Source organism: Cupriavidus sp. WS, from assembly GCF_000395345.1.
Classification (GTDB): Bacteria; Pseudomonadota; Gammaproteobacteria; order Burkholderiales; family Burkholderiaceae; genus Cupriavidus; species Cupriavidus basilensis_B.
The window spans coordinates 17,805-34,984 of the sequence record NZ_AQPL01000133.1; the positions used below are offsets into that span (position 1 = coordinate 17,805).

The following is a 17,180-nucleotide window of genomic DNA, read 5'->3' on the forward strand; positions in this document are numbered from 1 at the left end:
ATCCAGGAAAGTCCCGTCGGCCATGTATTCTCCCCGTCCTGCCTACATCGTCCTTCCTCGCCGGCCCCAGCGGTCCCGCGCGGTGGCCGCTCCGCCGCCGTCTCGGCTCGAGCGTTTCGTGCCACGCCTGGTCAGCGCCGCGGCGGCGATCGCGATGTCGCCGACCGCATGGGCCGCGGCCACGATGGTGGGCCAGGGCGCGGGTCCGCGCCAGCCCGTGGATACCACCGCGCAGGTGGGCGAGCGGCTGGCGCGCGAGGAGCGCGCGGAGCGCGGCCAGGACCGCGGCGACGGCGATGCCGCCGCCGTCACCGATACGGCCGATACCGCGGCGCTTCAGCTTGCCGCCAGGCCGGTGCTGTTCGATTCCTACATGCTGGTGCAGGGCGGCGACGGTTTCGCCATCGACACCAGCCGCTTCGAGCGGCCCGACATCGTGGCGCCCGGCCGCTACCGCACGGAGCTGCTGGTCAACGGCCAATGGCGCGGCACCGAGGACATCGAGTTCAGACAGGTGCCCGGCAAGGAAAGCGCGCAGCCGTGCTACAGCCGCGAATTGCTGACGCGTGCCGGCGTGGACCTCGCCAAGGCGGCGCGCGGCCAGGATCCGCAGCACGTGCCGGACCCGGTGCCCGAAGGGGCGGTCTGCGACGAGATCTCGCGCTACATCCCCGGCGCCGAATTGAGCTACGACCAGGCCGAGCAGCGCGCCTACCTGACCGTGCCGCAATACTTCCTGCGGCTGACCGGGCTCACCAACTACGTCGACCCGCAGCAGTGGGACAGCGGCGTGCCCGCGCTGCTGCTGAACTACAACACCAACGTCTTCACCACCGAGAGCCAGGGGCACAACACCACCAACGGCTACGCGGGCGTGAACCTGGGCATGAACCTGGGACCGGTGCGGGTGCGTCACAACGGCGCCGTGACGTGGTCGCCGCAGACCGGCACGCACTACCAGCGCGGTTTCATCTACGGCCAGACCGACGTGACCGCACTGCGCTCGCAACTGCTCGTGGGCGAGAGCGCGACCAGCGGCGAGCTGTTCGATTCGGTGTCGTTCCGCGGCGCGTCGCTGTTCAGCGACGACCGCATGCTGCCCGAGGCGCAGCGCTATTACGCGCCGGTGGTGCGCGGCACCGCGGCTTCCAACGCCAAGGTTTCGGTCTACCAGCGCGGCTACCTGGTCTACGAGACTACTGTGGCGCCCGGCCCGTTCGAGATCGACGACCTGCAGGTGGCCAGCTATGGCGGCGACCTCAACGTCACCGTGACCGAGGCCAACGGGCAGGAGCGCACGTTCGTGGTGCCGTTCGCCACCACCGTGCAACTGCTGCGCCCCGGCTCCACGCGCTACAGCGTGACCGCCGGCCGCGCCAGCGATCTCTCGCTGCAAGGCAGCGGCAAGTACATCGTGCAGGGCACGGTGCAGCACGGCATCAACAACATGGTGACCGGCTACGGCGGCATGGCTTTCGCCACCAACTATATGTCCGGGCTGGTGGGCGCGGCGTTCAACACGCCGCTGGGCGGCTTCGGCGCCGACGTGACCTATGCCAGGACCGGGCTGGCGAACGGAGAAAGCAAGCGCGGCGCCAGCTTCCGGCTGTCGTACAGCAAGAACATCGCCAACAGCGGCACCAATTTCTCGCTGGCGGCCTACCGCTACTCCACCGGCGGTTATCTCGGCCTGCGCGACGCGCTGAGCCTGCACGACCTGACCGAGCGCGGCGTGCCGACCGACTCGTTCGCGCGCATGCGCGCGCGCATGGACGCCAACGTCAGCCAGCAGCTCGGCGCCAGCGGCGGCAGTGTCTATCTCAACGGCTCCTCGCTGCAGTACTGGAACCAGCGCGGACAGGCGCTGAGCTTCACGCTCGGCTACAGCAACCAGTGGCGCGGCATCACCTACTCGGTGTCCGTGCAGCGCGTGCAGAACGTGTCGGCCGGCACCAGCGTGCCCTACACCGGCGGCGGCAGCTTCATGAGTCCCAGCGTCACGCCCAAGAGCACGCTGGTCAGTGTGAATCTCTCGATTCCGCTCGGCCGCGGCGGCTCCCGCACCACGCCGCTCATGAACACCTTCTTCACGCACGACAGCGACCGCGGCGCCCAGGTGTCCACCGGCGTGTCGGGCGCGCTCAACGAGCGCGGCACGGCGTCGTATTCGGTGTCCGGCACCTACGACAACAACCGCAACGCGACCTCGGGCAACGCCAGCATCAGCTACCGCGCCTCGCGTGCCACGGTGGGCGCGAGCATCGCGCAGGGGCAAGGCTACCGCCAGGCGTCGGCCAATGCCATGGGCGCGCTGGTCCTGCACCCGGGCGGCCTTTCGGCGGCCCAGACGCTGGGCGAGACCATCGGCGTGGTGAAGGCGCCCGACGCCACCGGCGCGACGGTCAATTCCGGCGGCGCGACCATCGACGGGCGCGGCTACGCGATCGTGCCGAGCCTCACGCCCTATCAGCTCAACAGCGTCGACCTCGATCCGAAGGGCATGGCCGACGACGTGGAACTGAAGACCACCTCGCGCAGCGTGGCGCCGCGCGCCGGCGCGGTGGTGATGCTCTCCTACGAGACGCGCCGCGCGCGCGCCGTGCTGATCGACAGCCGCATGCCCAGTGGCGAGCCGCTGCCGTTCGCCGCCAGCGTGATCGACACCGAGACCAACGCATCCGTGGGCGCGGTCGGCCAGGGCAGCCGCCTGGTGATCCGCAGCGAGAAGGACCACGGCACGATCCGCGTCGAATGGGGCAGCAAGCCGGACCAGCGCTGCGCCATCGACTACACGCTGCCGGCGCGCGAAACCGGCGCCGGCAAGGGCTACGCAACGCTGGACCTCGAGTGCAGGCCGATTCCGGCCGGCGGCGCCGAGGGCGGCAAGGTCGCGGCACGGCAGTAGGCAGACAACGGACCCGGAGGCGCGATGAACACAGGAACGAAGACAGGCATACGGCGGCGGCACGTGCTGGCGGTGCTGGTGGCGCTGTCGCTGCTGGCGCCGGGCTGGGCCGCGGCGGCGCTGTCGGTGGTGGGCACGCGCTTCATCTATCCCGCCGGCGCGAAGGAGTTGACCGTGCAGGTGGGCAACAAGGGCCGCAGCCCGATCCTGGTGCAGGCCTGGCTGGATCGCGGCGACCCCGATGCCGATCCCGCCAGGCTCAGCGTGCCGTTCGTGCTGGCGCCGCCGATGTTCCGGCTGGACCCCGAGCACAAGTCCGTGCTGCGCCTCAGGCATACCGGCGAGCCGCTGCCGGGGGACCGCGAATCGGTGTTCTGGCTCAACTTCCTCGAAGTGCCGACGCTGCCCGAGGACAGCCGCAACCTGCTGCGGCTGTCGTACCGTTCGCGCATGAAGCTGCTGTACCGGCCCGCCGGCCTGCCCGGCAGCGCCGACGAAGCGGTCTCGCGCGTGACGTGGCGCCTCGGCGGCGCGCCCGCGCCCGGCGACGCGGTACTGGAGGCGGACAACCCCACGCCGTATTACGTCTCGCTCGCGCAGATGACGGTCACGCGCGGCGCTGCCGCGGTGGAACTGGACGGCCAGACGCTGGCGCCGCTCGGCGTCACGCGCATCGCGCTGCCCGGCCTGAAGGGGAGCGGCGGAGCGCAGGTGCGCTACGAGGTGGCGAAGGACGGTGGGGAATTGGTCGGCGGGAGCGCGAGCGCCAGGCCGTAGGTCCGCCCGGATGGTCCGCGCGGCGCAGGTGAATCGACGATGGTCAATGTGAAAGCAAGACAAATGATTGGTATCCCGGGCCTGTGCGCATTCGGCGCGGCGCTGGCGCTGCCGGTGGCCGCGTGGGCGCAGGCGCCCGGTGCTCCAAACGCACCCAATATTCCCAACGCCGGGCAGACCATGCGCGACCTGGAAACGGTGCGCCCCGGCCTGCCGGCGCCATCGGACCTGGAACTGGATATGCCCCAGGCGCCGGCGCGCCCGGCCGCGCCCGCCGAGCCGGGCCTGCGCATGACGGTGCAGGGTTTCCGCATCACCGGCAACCAGGCGTTCGCGTCGGCGCAACTACTGGCGCTGCTGCGCGACCTGCACGGCAGCGAGCAGGACCTTGCCGGCCTGCGCGCCGCGGCCGACCGCATCACCGCGTACTACCACGAACACGGCTACGTGCTGGCGCGCGCGTTCCTGCCGCGCCAGGACATCGAGGACGGCGTGGTCCTGATCGAAGTGATGGAGGGCCGCTACGGGCAGGTCGAATTGCAGAACCAGTCGCGCGTGCTCGACGGCGTGCTGCGCCAGCCGCTCGCGGCGCTCAGGGGCGGCGACGCCGTGCAGGCCGCCGCGCTGGAAAGCCGCCTGCTGCTGCTCAATGACCTGCCTGGCGTGCAGGTGCGCGGCACGCTGCGCCCCGGCGCCGAGCGCGGCGCCACCGACCTCGTGGTCGACGCGGCACCGCTGCCGCTGGTCAGCGGCAGCGTGGAGGCGGACAACTACGGCGGCTACTACACCGGCGAATACCGCCTCGGTGGCAGCCTCTATCTCAACAGCCCGCTGCGGCTCGGCGACCAGTTGAGCCTGCGCGTGCTGGGCAGCGACAAGCGGCAGCGCTACTACCGCGCCGGCTACCAGGTGCCGTTCGGCCCTTGGCTCACGCGCGCGGGCGTGGCGTACTCCGAGATGCGCTACCACCTGGCGCGGGACTTCGCGGTGCTGGATGCGCACGGCAAGGCCAGCATCCGCAGCGCCTTCATCACCCAGCCGCTGCTGCGCGGCCGCGCGTTCAACGTGAACGCGCAACTGCAATACGACGACAAGCGGCTGCGCGACGACATGGACCTGTTCGAGGTGACCAACCCCAAGCGCGTCGAATCATGGACGCTGGGCGTGAACGCCAACAACCAGGACGGGTTGTTCGGCGGCGGGCAGAGCATGGTGTCGGTGAGCGTCAGCCGCGGGCGGCTGCGCCTGGACGATCCCTACACGAGTTACGTGGACGGCTTCACCGCCCACGCCGCCGGCCGCTTCAGCAAGCTGAGCCTGAACGCCGCGCGGCTGCAGCGGCTTAGCCAGCGCTTCCAGCTTTATGGCCAGTTCAACGCGCAATGGGCCTCGGGCAATCTCGACGGCTCCGAGAAATTCGGCATGGGCGGGCCCTACGGCGTGCGCGGCTACGCGCTCGGCGCGGGCACCGGCGACCAGGGCTGGCAGGCCAGCCTGGAGCTGCGCTACATGCCCTTTGCCGGCTGGCAGTTCAGCGCCTTCGTCGACCGCAGCGAGGTCGACATCAACCGCCATCCCTGGTCCACCGGGAACAACCAGCGCCGGCTGACCGCCGCTGGAGTCGGTGCCGGCTGGACCGGCGACGGGCATCAGGTCAGCGTGGCGCTCGCGTGGCCGGTGGGCCAGCGCGACGAAAGCGGCGGGCCGGTGCGCAGCCCGCGGATCTGGGTGCAGGGGGCGCAGTACTTTTGAGCGGCGGATGTCCGCCGCGCGGCATCGATGTCGTACCCATGCTGCCGGGCAGATGGCAGTGTCTGACAAACAAGGAAGAAGTCATGAACAAGAACTACGCATTGGTCTGGAACCAATCTCAGGGTTGCTGGAACGTCGCCAGCGAAGGAACGCGCCGCCACGGCAAGCCGGGCAGCGCAAAGCGCGCCATCGCGGCGGCCGCCGTGGTGCTCGGGCTGGGGGCGCTGGCCACGGCGCATGCGTTGCCGACCGGGCAGTCGATCGTGTCCGGCAGCGGCGACGTGCAGGTCTACAACGGCGGCAGGAACATGACGGTCAATCAGCAGTCCGACAAGCTGATCGTCAACTGGAACGAATTCAACATCGGCGCGGCCGAGCGCGTCGCCTTCAACCAGCCCGCCAATACCTCGGTGGTGTTGAACCGCGTGGTCACGGCGGCTACCAGCAACATCGATGGCGCGCTGGATGCCAATGGCCGCGTGTTCCTGGTCAATCCCAACGGCATGCTGTTCGGCCGGACCGCCCAGGTCAACGTCGGCGGGCTGGTGGCCTCGGCGCAAGGCATCAGCGACGCCGACTTCCTCAACAGCAATTACCGCTTCGCGGGCAGCACCGGCGCGCAGGTATGGAACTACGGCACGATCAATGCCGCGCCGGGCGGCAGCGTGGCGCTGCTGGGCACGAACGTCAACAACACCGGCACGATCCAGGCCCTGCTGGGCCGCGTGGCGCTGGGCGCCGGCAACGACTTCACCGTCAGCTTCGATGGCAGCGGCCTGCTCAACCTGCAGGTCAACGGCGCCGCGCTGAGCGCGGTGGCGCAGAACGGCGGCGTGCTGCGCGCCAATGGCGGGCAGGTACTGATGACGGCGCAGGCGGCCGGCAGCCTGCAGCAGGCGGTGGTCAACAACACGGGCGTCGTCGAGGCCAAGACCCTGGCCGGCTACGCCGGCAGGATCACGCTGGACGGCGGCGACGCCGGCACCGTGCGCGTGGCCGGCAGCCTCAACGCCAGCGCGCTGTCCGGCCCGGGCAACGGCGGCGTCGTCGAGACCAAGGGCGCCGACGTGCAGGTGCTGGTGGGTACGCAGGTCAGCACCCAGGCCAGCTATGGCCAGACCGGCACCTGGCGCATCGGCACGGCCGAGGCCAGCGTCAGGCAGACGGGCAGCGCAGGCGGCAGCACCGTAACGGCCGACACGCTGGCACGCAGCCTGGGCACCACCAATGTCGAGCTGGTCAGCAACACTGGCAATCTCTCGGTCAACGCGCCTGTGGCCTGGAGCAGCGGCAACAAGCTGGCGCTGACCGCGGCCGGCGACGTCAACATCAACGGCGTCGCGCTGACGGCCAGCGGCGCGGGCTCCGGCATGGAGATCAACTATGGCGCGGGCAATGCCCTGAAGCTGAACAACGGCGCCGTGGTGACGCTGTCCGGCACCGGTGCCTCGTTCAAGTCGAACGGTTACTTCTATGACGTGATCCAGAATTTCTCCCAGTTGCAGAACGTCAACAACAACCTGGGCGGTTATTACGTGGTCGGCACCGATTTTCGCGGTGCCTACATGACCCCGATCGGTTCCAGCCAGGTCTTCTCCGGCATCTTCGAGGGCCTGGGCCATACGCTGAGCGACATCAGGGTGAGCGGCACGGGGCCGTATGTCGGCCTGTTCGGCATCTCGTCCGGCCGCATCAGCAACCTGAACCTGGCTTCGCTTACGGCCGTCGGCCCCTCCGGCTGGCCCGCGGGCGGGATTGCGCTGGTGGGCGGACTGGCGGGCGTGAACTTCGGCCAGATCAACAACGTCAACGTCACCGGCGTGAAGGTGGACGGCAACGTCTACGGCAGCAGCGGCGCCACGACGGGCGGCCTGGTCGGGATGAATTTCGGCACCATCGACACCGCCAAGGTGGCAGGCACCGCGTCGGGCAACGACTACAGCCAGGCCGTCGGCGGTCTGGTCGGCGAGAACTTCGGCCGCGTGATCAACAGCCAGACCAACGTCAGCCTGATGAACCGCATGTCGCACAACCTGTCCGGCAGCGTGGGCGGACTGGTCGGGATCAACAACGGCGACGGCACGGGCGGCAGTGCCGCTGGTTTCATCGCCGACTCCTCGAGCCTGGGCACTATCACCAACTACGCGGGCGGAGCCAATTACGGCGGGCTGGTCGGCTACAACCGTGGCGGCACTATCGCGAGCAGCTTCTTCGCCACTGGCTCCGTCAATGCCACCGGCGGTTATCTCGGTGGCCTGGTCGGCCGCAATGAGGGCGGCTCGATTACCGGCTCCTACGCCAGCGGTAGGGTGACCGGTTCCGGCGCGGCCACGGTGGGTGGCCTGGTGGGCTGGAATCAGGCGGGCAACCTGACCGATGTCCGGGCCAGCGGCGTCGTCGAGAACCGCAGCGGCGTCAGCGTGGGCGGGCTGGTTGGCACGCATGACGGCGGCACCATCCTGAATGCCGAGGCCGCCGGCGAGGTCTACGGCGGCAGCGGCGCCCGCGTGGGCGGGCTGGTTGGCAGCAGCAATGGTGGTGCCATCGTCGGCGCGCTGGCGACTGGCAATGTCTGGTCCGGCAGCAACAGCCACGTCGGTGGCCTGGTCGGCTACAACGCCGGCGACTTGCAGGGGGTGGAAGCCCGCGGCAATGTCTCTAGCGGCAGCAACAGCTACGTCGGCGGGCTGGTCGGCACCAACAACACGAGCCTCGACCCGACCGCCATGGCGATTTCCGGCGTGGCCAGCGGCAGCGTCACAGGCCAAAACTACAGCATGGTAGGCGGCCTGGTCGGCCAGAACAACGGCCGCATCCTCGGCGCCTCGGCCTCGGGCTCGGTCAAGGGCGGCAGTTATGCATCGCTGGGCGGGCTGGTCGGCGTGAACAACGGCGTGGTCGAGTATTCGCAGGCGAGCGGCAAGGTCAACGCCACGGCCTACTACGGCCAGAACGGCGGTGGGCTGGTCGGCGTGAACTATGGCCGGATGAGCTACAACGCCGTCTCCGGTGACGCCGCGCTGGTGCCGCTGGCGGGCCGCAACTTCGGCACCATCGAGTAAGGCGCCGAGGCTGGCTGGCCGCCTGTCCGCCTGGTGCAGGCCGGACGGGCGCGCCGGCCCCTGAAATTGCCTCGCAGTAAGGAGGCCATGGAGAATGGCATGAACAGGAACGAATTGCCGGGCGCCGGGCGCGCCCCGTCACCGCGCGGGCTCGCTGCCGTGCCGCTGCTGGCACTCGGGGTTGCATTGGGCGTGGCCAGCGCGGACGTGCGGGCGGCATGGGTGGACGCCGTGACAACCGGTTGCCTTACGCGGCTCTCCGACGACATGGTGCAGCCATGGACGATCGTCAATCCGCTGACCAGCAGCACGCCGGTCGGCACACCCCTGATGGCGCGGAACTTCAGCTTGCATACCGAATTTGCCTACAAGCCGGCTACAGTGCCCCACACGCTCGTCATTGCCGGGCACTGGTCGGTGGGACCGATCGGATCGGACAGCATTGCGCCGACCAATATCGACGGCATCGGTCTCAAATGGATGACGGTATCGGGGGCTGGCGAGACACCGTTGCCCTTCAGTTCGTATCCGACGGCGTTGGCCGCCGACAAACTTGCGTTGATGATAAATGACGCGGTGGGCTCTGGAAGCTCCGGGCGTCTCTCCGGCTACAGGCAATACCTGGTGCTGACCAAGCCCGCGAATCTGCTGCCGCCGGGTGCGCTCCAGGTGACCAGGATCGCGGATAACCGGGAGGTGAAGCTTTATGCCCGGGATTTCCTGACCGCGGCGGCGCCGGCGCTTGGCACCATCGTCGACCTCAGCCAGGCGACTTCGGGCACCTGCAGTCTGGAGCGTGTCTACGACAGCACGGGCATCGTCAACCTCGGCGGCGGCCCGCCGCCGCCGATTCCGAACAAGTGCGACGTGGTGGCCAACCAGATCATTCCGGTCAACCTGGGTACCTTTTCGGTGAGGGATTTCCCGAGCGCCAACAGCACCTCGACGCCGGTGCCGTTCGCCATCACGCTGAACAATTGCACGGCAAACGCCAAGCCCACGATCAGCTTCCGCGACAAGTCCAACAAGCCGACCACCGACAAGACCATCCTGCAACTCTACGCGCCCGGCGGGCAGAGCCTGGCCGAGGGCTTCGGCATCATCATGACGAACAGGTCGAGCGGTGCGCGCATCGCCTTCGACAATCCGAACGTGGCCACGAAGTACGTGATGACGCGCTCGGGCGATACGGCGACGATTCAACTGCAGGCGCAATACCTCCGCACCGGCACGGTTGCCGAGATGAAGGCCGGGTATGCCGGCGGCTCGGCGGAATTCACGTTTACCTTCCCATGAGGGCGGTGTTGCGGCGCGGCCGCTTATCCCGCCAGCGAGTTCTCCGACGCGGCGAGGTTGCCGTCGGTGGCGTAGCGGATCAGGTCGGCGTCGCGCTTGATGCCGAGCTTGCGCATGGCGCTGGATTTCTGCGAGCTGACCGTCTGCTTGCTGCGATGCAACTGGGCGGCGATCTCGTTGATGGTCTGCCCCGAGCCGAAGCGGCGCACGACCTCGGCTTCGCGCGGGGTCAGCGGGCGCGACTGCGTGGCCGGCTGGTCGTCCTCCAGCATTTCCTTGATGGAGGGCGAGAAATACTTGCCTTCCACATGGGCCGCATGGACCGCGGCGAGCAGGTGGGACATGGCGTCGGACTTGCTCAGGATGCAGTTCACGCCCTGCTGCAGGATGGCCCGGATGACGCCGGGGTTGTCGATCATGGTGAAGATCACCAGCCGCAGCGCCGGGTAGCGGCGCCGCAGGAAAGACACCAGCGCGAGGCCGTCGCCGTACTTGCCGCCGGGCATGACGTAGTCGGTCACGAGCACGTCGCACGGATGCGCGTCCAGCGTGGCGATCAGTTCGGTCGAGTTGCTCACGGTTGCCACCAGCTTGGCGGCATCGATCTTCTGCAGTTCATAACTGATTCCCAGGGCCACCGCCGGATGGTCGTCCGCGACGATCACTCTGATGGAAAATTCTTGCATGTTTTCACTCCTTGACCCCGGCTGCCACGGCGCGGAACGTGGCAATGATGGCGGGTTTGACTTCGGGCGCGAGGGCGGACGCATGATGACCGAGGGAGCAGCCGTCTGACAAATCCTAAATGACTGTACGAGTTTAACGGGAATTTCCCCTAAACCGTTGGCAAGCTCCCTCCGGGGGCGGCGGTCATCCCCGTGCGAAGGTTAAAAGGAGAAACAATCAAGGAAGAGTCCAAGAAATTGTTTCATCGATGGGCGAGACGCGGCTCTGGCGGCGGCTGGCTTAGGAATATTCTTGTTGCTCTCTTGCTGGCCAGGCTGTGCTGCGCAGCCTGGCTGCCGGCCGGCTGCTGCTTTGCGTCCCGGATGGCGCGGCTCGCCGCCGCAGCGGGAGACGCCATCCTCAATTCAATTGCTGTGTTCGGTGTCGGCTGTGGCGTGGCGGTCCAGCGCCACGCGCCATTGCTCGATGAATTCGCGGCGCCGCTGCGGCGAGATCATCAGGAAGTCGTTCATCAGTTCGATGAAGACCTGCTGATTCACCTTGCTCAGGTCGGAGAATTCGAGCAGCACGCGATACACAGTCAAGGGTTGTTGCGTTTTCACGGCAGGTCCTTCCGGCGGAAAGCTGGAGTCTTCACGCATTGCCGGTGTCTCAGTGGTGAGATGGAATGGATGTCCAGCCCGGCATGGCGGCGGCGCATGGCGAGGGCGCGGTTTCCGTGGATGGGCCCTGCGCCGGCAATGGCGGCGCGGGCAGGCCGGTCAGGGGTGGTGGCTTCATAGGGTTCATCGATCGTTCTTGGTATGAGTGGTCCGGCCGCGCGCGCTGCCTGCGCGGGCGATGCCGGCGCAAACGCGCGCGGGCAACGGCGGCGACATGCGTTCCAGGCCTGTCCGGAAGCGGGCCAGAGCGCCTGTCGACGGGGAGGGCTGCCGTGTTGCCAAGGGCAGGCTCAAGCACAGAGTTTCGGTCAATGACGTTTCCCTTTCTATCTGACATGAACGATATTTATGGCGTCCATATAGGGTGAGTATGAAATCGATGGCTATGCGCGCTTTGCGCAAGAACCGATTTCGGACAAGTTCGATGATGGGGCCGGCTGGTTGACCGGGACCGGCAAACGTGCGCCGGCGCAAGTCGGGGAGCCGGGGGAGAAGAGGTCCGCCGTGCGAGGGGGCGGGCACTGGAGGAAAAAGATGCCGGGGCGATGCCGAATCCGTGGGGCCGGGAACGTGGTCCCGGGGCGCCATGTCCGTCCGGCCGGGCGGCCGGAGCAATCGGATTCGTCTTTCAATACGGCGGCAAATGCCCGTGCCGCATGACCATCATTGATAGCTCATGGTGATCGTTGCCCGGCCGTTTGCCGTGCCCGCCCCGACCTCGGCCTCGGTCTGTATGTAGCGTGCGGTCAGGGCAATGTCGAACGGGCCGTTCGCCGCCAGGCCGGCGGGCCACTGGTTCGGATTGGCCGGGTCGCGGGAATCGGCGCCGTACTTGAGCACGGTGCCGTCCTTGCGTATCTGGATGCCCACGCCTTTCGCCGTCGATCCCGGCGACAGCTTGAGCGTATCTCCGCGGTTGGCCAGATCGTTCGCGTCGGTCAGCGTCGCATGGATGTTGGTCTCGGTCCCGGCACTGCCGCCGGCGCAGGATAGCCTGACGTGGAATGGCTGGTCGTCCGAAGCCGAACCGATGCCCTTGAAACGACTGATGTCGACCTTGTCCAGCGACACCGGGATATGGTTGTTTTGCAGTGAGCAGGTGGGCACGAGCGGCCTGATGGGGGCATTGTCGATCAGGTATTCGGCTGCCTTCACCGTGCCGTCATGAATCCATTTTGCCGCAACCACGCCGTTCAGCGTGCCACCCGCGGTGATCGGGCCGACCTTGACGAGCTCGACGACCAACTGCACGGTGTAGCCTTCACTGAGGCCGACGGCCGCGCTTGATTCAGAGTACGGCCACCATCTGGGGTCGAAGGCATAGCGCATCCGCAAGCCGATACCCTTGAGCGGTGTGGACAAGGTGTCGTGGGGTCCCAGGCTTCCCCGGCCGCCGTAATTGACCAGTCGGAGATCGCAGGTCCAACCGGTCGGTCCGCTGTTTTCCGGGATGAAGTCGTGCGTCCCCGAGTAGAGCAGGGTGCCGTCCGCCACGTTCGGATTGAAGGCCGGCGGGTTGAAGTTGCTCAGCCTGTAGCGGAACGGCTTGTGATCCGTTGACGGAATCACATTGCAGTCGGCCATCGCATCGACCGTCGTCAGCGCGGAACTCAGCAACGCCAGCCAGAAGAAGAGTCTTTTCATGATGTCCTTGCCCAGGTTTCGATATGACCAGCCAGGAGGCACGCGCCGCGCACGGCGCGCTCATCGGCGTACCACCGGCGCGCCGGTGGTCACGGTGGCCGCCGCCGTGGCGATGGACGCGCAGCCGGCCTTGATCTGCTGATAGCTGCTGCCCTTGTCCGTCTTCTTGCGCTCCGGCAGCGTGTAGTCGATGCGGCAGGCCGACGCATCGCCGCTGCCCCACGAGACCTTCAGCACGCCCTTGTCCCGGAGCCCGCGCGCGAAGATCTTGCCGGCCTGGCCGACCACGCCGACTTCCTGGCCGGTCTCGTCGCGCACCGACGCCCCGAACGGCAGCGGTGCATTGCCGTCGCGCAGCGCCCGGATCAGCGCCGAGCGCCCCGAAATGGTCTCGAACCTGAGCATCGGCACCGCGCCGGCGCGCGGCGCGACCTGCTGGCTGGTCTCGCGCAGTTCCACGTCGGTGGACAGTCCCTTCGGGTCGAGCGCCACCGTGTTCATGCTGTACGGCGTCAGGTACGGCACCACCGCGTAGCCGCGGCTGTCGATGCGCACGCCGGGCGCGTTGGCCACGCGCGCGCCCGCGGCGGCGGGCGCCTCGACGATCGCGAAGGTGTCGGACAGCGGCTGCGACAGCGTGATGCCGCCGCGGTGCAGGACCGCCGCGCCGCGCACGCCGAGCGAGGCCTGCTGGCGATCGGCGCCGGCGCCCATGCTGCCGCTGAAATCCGCATACGCGCTGCGGTACAGCACGTTGGCGCTGCCGTCGGTGCTGGATTGCCCGGCGCCCGAGCTGTGGTTCACGCTCAGGCCATACGAGAAGTTGCTGTCGGCGCCGGCCGAGCCCGACACGGAGGTCTGTGCCTGCGTGCTGCCGCGGCTGTCGTGCGAGACGCTGCCCGTCACGGTCAGCGGGCGCTGCTTGCCCAGCGGGATCGTGATGTTGGCGTAGTACATCGTGCTCATGCGGCCGTCCACGCTGCGCTGGCGCATGGCCGACACGCCGAAGGCGATGTTCCTGTAGGTGTTGGCGTAGCCGACCGAATAATTGATGTCCGAGCCGCTGCGGTTCCAGTAGTTGGCGGTCGACGCGGTCAGGTTGAGCCGCCCGCCGCGCTCGCCGAGCTGCTGGCCGAGCGTGACCGAGGCGCGGTTGCGCTGGCGCCAGACGCTGTCGATGCTCTGGCCGTTCTCCGCGCGCGTGCGCGCGAGCATGGCCTCGTTGAGGCCGAAGTAGCCGCCCGTGGAGTAGCGGTAGGCGGCGATCGCCACGTCGGTGCGGGTCTGCGGCACCAGCTTGGAATAGCTGATGCGCGTGCTCGTGCCGCTGAAGCGGCCCTGGCCGGGCAGCGAGGTGAGCGCCTGCGTCACGTCCGCGCCGAGCGCGCCGAACGGCGTGTTGAAGGCCCCGCCCAGCATCGCCGAGCCGTAGCCCTGCGCCAGCGTCACGCCGCCGTAGCCGGTCAGCAGGTTGCTGATGCCGCGCTGCCAGGTGGCCTGGGCGAACAGCGGGTTGCGCGAGCTCAACGGGTCGCGCACCGTGCCGGCCACGACGCTGTAGCGGTTGACGCCGGGCCGCAGCGATAGCGGCACGGCGGCATACGGCACCGAGAACGAGCGCACCGAGCCATCCGCCTCGGTCACGGCGACGTTCAGGTCGCCGCCGTAGCCGGTGGCGTAGAGATCGTCGATCTCGAACGCGCCGGGCGCGACCGTGGTCTCGTAGATCGTCATGCCGTTCTGGCGGATCGTCACCCGGGCATTGCTGTTGGCGACGCCGCGCACCGTCGGCGCGTAGCCGCGTAGCGAATCGGGCAGCATGCGGTCGTCGGTGGCGATGCGCACGCCGCGGAAAGCGGTCGAGTCGAACAGTTCGCCGCTGGTGTAGGCTTCGCCGATGGTCAGTTGCGAAGCCAGCTTCGTCAGGTCGCGCTGGGCATAGGTGGCGACGTTCTGGTAGACGCTGCGCCCGTTCGCGTCCCAGTTGTAGGAGCCGTTGTGGCGGAAATGCCAGTTGCCCGCGTTGAAGCCCGCGTTCAGGCCGAGGTAGCCCTGCGTCTGCATGCTGGCGCCGCGGCTCTTGAAACTGTAGACGTTGAGGTTGTAGCCGAGCATGCCGGTCGTCACGCCGGAGTCGAGCAGGTCGGGGCTCACGTAGCCGCGCGCGCTGCGGCTCAGCGAAACCTGCGGCACGCCGATGTCCAGGCGCTGGTCGCCGAAGTCCAGGCTCACGCTGGCGTCGGGCACTACCTCGGCAAGCGGCAGGCACGCGCCCGCGACCGCGAGCCGCGACGCCGTTTCGGGCGACAGCTTGCGGAAATCGATGCCGATGCCTTGCAGCAGCTTGCCGTCGAAGCAGGCCTGCGCGTCGCGGTCGCCGTCGCCGAGGAGCCTGAACGGCACGTCGGCGCGGCTCACGCGGCTGCCGTTGACGTAGATGTCGAGGCTGTAGACGCCGGGCAGCACGACGTTGCCGTGCTCGAAGCGCGACAGATCCACGTGCCGGGCGTTGCCTTTCACCAGGAACCCGCTGTCGAACTCGACCTGCGCGACCTGCCTCGCCGCGGGCGCGCCCGCCTCGGCCAGTGCCTCGGACTGCCACGCGGCCAGGCTCGACAGTACCAGCGCGCACAATGGCTTGAGGCGGAAATGAAAGGCGCCATCGCGGGCGGGGGTCATGACTACTTGCTCCTTGATAAAAGCCGTTGGCATCGGCATGACCGGATGCACGGCCGAGCGGGGCTTGCCAGGGTCCTCCGGGACCTGGCCGCCGCCTGCCGGTGCGGGCTGTTCACGAAAGCCCTGGCTGCACGCGGCGGATACGGACTGGATCTGTCTGGAAAGCGGGAAGCGTCCGCGCGGTCCGGGCGGGACTGGCATGGTTGCCAGCCCCGCCCGCACGCGCCTACTGCGCCAGCCTGACCGCGGACGGTTGCTTGCCCTGCACGGCACCGCCCCAGTCGTTGATGGCGCTGTAGTTGACGGACACGGCCGAGGCCGGCGGCGCCGCAAGGCCTTCGACCGCGAACGTCCGCGAGCCGCCGGGCAGGACGTAGCCCTTGCCGGCGTTGAGGTCCCGGCCGTCGGCCAGGAGCGAGATGCTGCCGAGGTTCACCACATACGGGCTCGGGTTGGTCGCCTTCAGCGCATATCCCTTGCCGCCTTCGCCGCGCACGAGCTCCCATGTGACCTTCGCCGGCGCGTCGTCGGCGCTGCCGGCCAGCGCGGCCGGGCGGAACATCATCTTGATGCGCGTGCGGAAGGCCAGTTGCAGGCGGTTGGTGTTTTCACCGAGCTCCGGCTTTGGCGGCACTTCGAGCACGTTGAGCCAGAACAGCGATTCCTTGTCCTGCGGCAGCGGCTCCTTGCTGTAGATCACGCGCAGCGTCTGGCCCTTGCCGGGCTCGAGCCGGAACATCGCCGGCGTCAGCACGAACGGCACGTCGATCTGGTCGGGCGAGGCGTCGGCGTCGCCCGTGTCGATCCAGCTCTGCACCAGCGCCGGGATTTTGCCGTCGTTGGTGAGCCTGACCGTGACCTCGCGCTCCTGCGCCGGAAAGATGACGCGGGTGCCGGTGATGACCACGCTCGCCTGCGCCGGGGTGGCCAGCCCGCCCGCCACGGTGAAGGCCGCCGCCATGAGAGGCCCGAGAAAAATGGAGGGTTTCATCTTTGCTACCGATTGATTTGCTTACTTGGGCAACACGTTTCCTCAGAAGCCGTCTCGGCATTGCCGAGACGGCTTGAAAGGCCTCGCCTTGCGGCGGCGGGGTCAGGCGCCGGACCGTCTTCCGCGCAACGCCGGCCGGCTGTCGATCACTCGTAGACCAGCGAGTACCGGACACGCGAGTTCGCGGCACCGGACGTGACGGTGCCGGTGCCGGTCGCGAAGTATTCGGCGAAGTAGTTCAGCGTGGCGCCATTGCCAACGATGTTCACGGCCGGCGAGTTCTGGCCGGTCAGCGCGGTGCCCGCGTTGATCACGCCCTGGGTGGCATTCAGCAGGCGGATTTCGACGCCGCTGGCGCCGCCTGCGTCCACGGTCAGGCGGCCGGTGCTGTTGACCGTCGGGCCGGCTTCGAAGCTGGTGGAAACCTTGGTGGCCGAACCCCCCTGGCAGCCGGAGAGCGTGATCGAGAACGGCGTGCGGCCGGCGGTGGCGCCCTGGGTCGACAGCGCGTTGGCCGATACCGGGGGCAGCGGCACCGTCACGTCGGTGGGGCCGTTGCTGCCATTGATCTGGCACGTGGTGGCGACGATGTTGCCGGTGATTTCGATCGTGCCGTCGTAGGCGTTGGCGACCGGGGCGAATGCAGCCGCTGCTGCTGCGGCGGCGATGGCAGAAGCAAGAAGGGTATTTTTCATGACAAGAAATGGGAAAAGTGGAAGATCCGG

General features: G+C 68.1%; 11 protein-coding genes. 5 read left to right on the forward strand and 6 right to left on the reverse strand.

All coding sequences use genetic code 11. The features are described from left to right. The first annotated feature begins 118 nt into the window (after positions 1 to 118). The 5 genes from K206_RS38090 (at position 119) to K206_RS0112580 (ending at position 9,792) form a co-directional block, all read left to right on the forward strand. Positions 119 to 2,905 carry a fimbria/pilus outer membrane usher protein gene (locus K206_RS38090; RefSeq protein WP_020202765.1) on the forward strand — a complete coding sequence of 929 codons (2,787 nt, stop codon included), beginning with the start codon at positions 119 to 121 and terminating at the stop codon, positions 2,903 to 2,905. A 24-nt stretch (positions 2,906 to 2,929) separates the two neighbouring features. Next, positions 2,930 to 3,682 (forward strand): molecular chaperone, encoded by a 753-nt coding sequence (locus tag K206_RS0112560; protein ID WP_052165870.1) that lies wholly within the window; start codon positions 2,930 to 2,932, stop codon positions 3,680 to 3,682. Between the two features lie 63 nt (positions 3,683 to 3,745). Beyond that, positions 3,746 to 5,434, forward strand: coding sequence for a ShlB/FhaC/HecB family hemolysin secretion/activation protein (locus K206_RS0112565; RefSeq protein ID WP_020202767.1), 1,689 nt, complete (start codon positions 3,746 to 3,748; stop codon positions 5,432 to 5,434). 83 nt (positions 5,435 to 5,517) lie between these two features. Continuing rightward, on the forward strand, positions 5,518 to 8,496 hold the full coding sequence (locus K206_RS0112570) for a GLUG motif-containing protein (protein ID WP_020202768.1): 2,979 nt from the start codon (positions 5,518 to 5,520) through the stop codon (positions 8,494 to 8,496). Between the two features lie 99 nt (positions 8,497 to 8,595). Next, the gene (locus K206_RS0112580; protein WP_196812865.1) at positions 8,596 to 9,792 is read left to right on the forward strand and encodes a fimbrial protein; all 1,197 of its coding nucleotides are present in this window, start codon (positions 8,596 to 8,598) and stop codon (positions 9,790 to 9,792) included. 23 nt (positions 9,793 to 9,815) lie between these two features. Here K206_RS0112580 and K206_RS0112585 read toward each other — a convergent pair whose 3' ends face one another. The 6 genes from K206_RS0112585 to K206_RS0112610 all read right to left on the reverse strand — a co-directional run bounded on the left by K206_RS0112585 (position 9,816) and on the right by K206_RS0112610 (position 17,150). Then, the gene (locus tag K206_RS0112585) at positions 9,816 to 10,478 is read right to left on the reverse strand and encodes a response regulator (RefSeq protein WP_020202770.1); all 663 of its coding nucleotides are present in this window, start codon (positions 10,476 to 10,478) and stop codon (positions 9,816 to 9,818) included. Positions 10,479 to 10,883: 405 nt separating this feature from the next. Continuing rightward, a complete protein-coding gene (locus K206_RS42790) occupies positions 10,884 to 11,081 on the reverse strand; it encodes a hypothetical protein (protein ID WP_029043556.1) in 198 nt (65 codons plus the stop codon). Positions 11,082 to 11,804: 723 nt separating this feature from the next. Next, positions 11,805 to 12,785 carry a fimbrial protein gene (locus K206_RS0112595; RefSeq protein WP_020202772.1) on the reverse strand — a complete coding sequence of 327 codons (981 nt, stop codon included), beginning with the start codon at positions 12,783 to 12,785 and terminating at the stop codon, positions 11,805 to 11,807. Between the two features lie 60 nt (positions 12,786 to 12,845). Next, positions 12,846 to 15,464, reverse strand: a complete 2,619-nt coding sequence (locus K206_RS0112600; RefSeq protein WP_020202773.1) for a fimbria/pilus outer membrane usher protein — start codon at positions 15,462 to 15,464, stop codon at positions 12,846 to 12,848. 226 nt (positions 15,465 to 15,690) lie between these two features. Next, positions 15,691 to 16,455, reverse strand: coding sequence for a molecular chaperone (locus K206_RS0112605; RefSeq protein WP_231401598.1), 765 nt, complete (start codon positions 16,453 to 16,455; stop codon positions 15,691 to 15,693). Between the two features lie 146 nt (positions 16,456 to 16,601). Continuing rightward, complete coding sequence (locus tag K206_RS0112610; protein WP_020202775.1) at positions 16,602 to 17,150, reverse strand: fimbrial protein; 549 nt, start codon at positions 17,148 to 17,150, stop codon at positions 16,602 to 16,604. Positions 17,151 to 17,180: the final 30 nt, after the last annotated feature.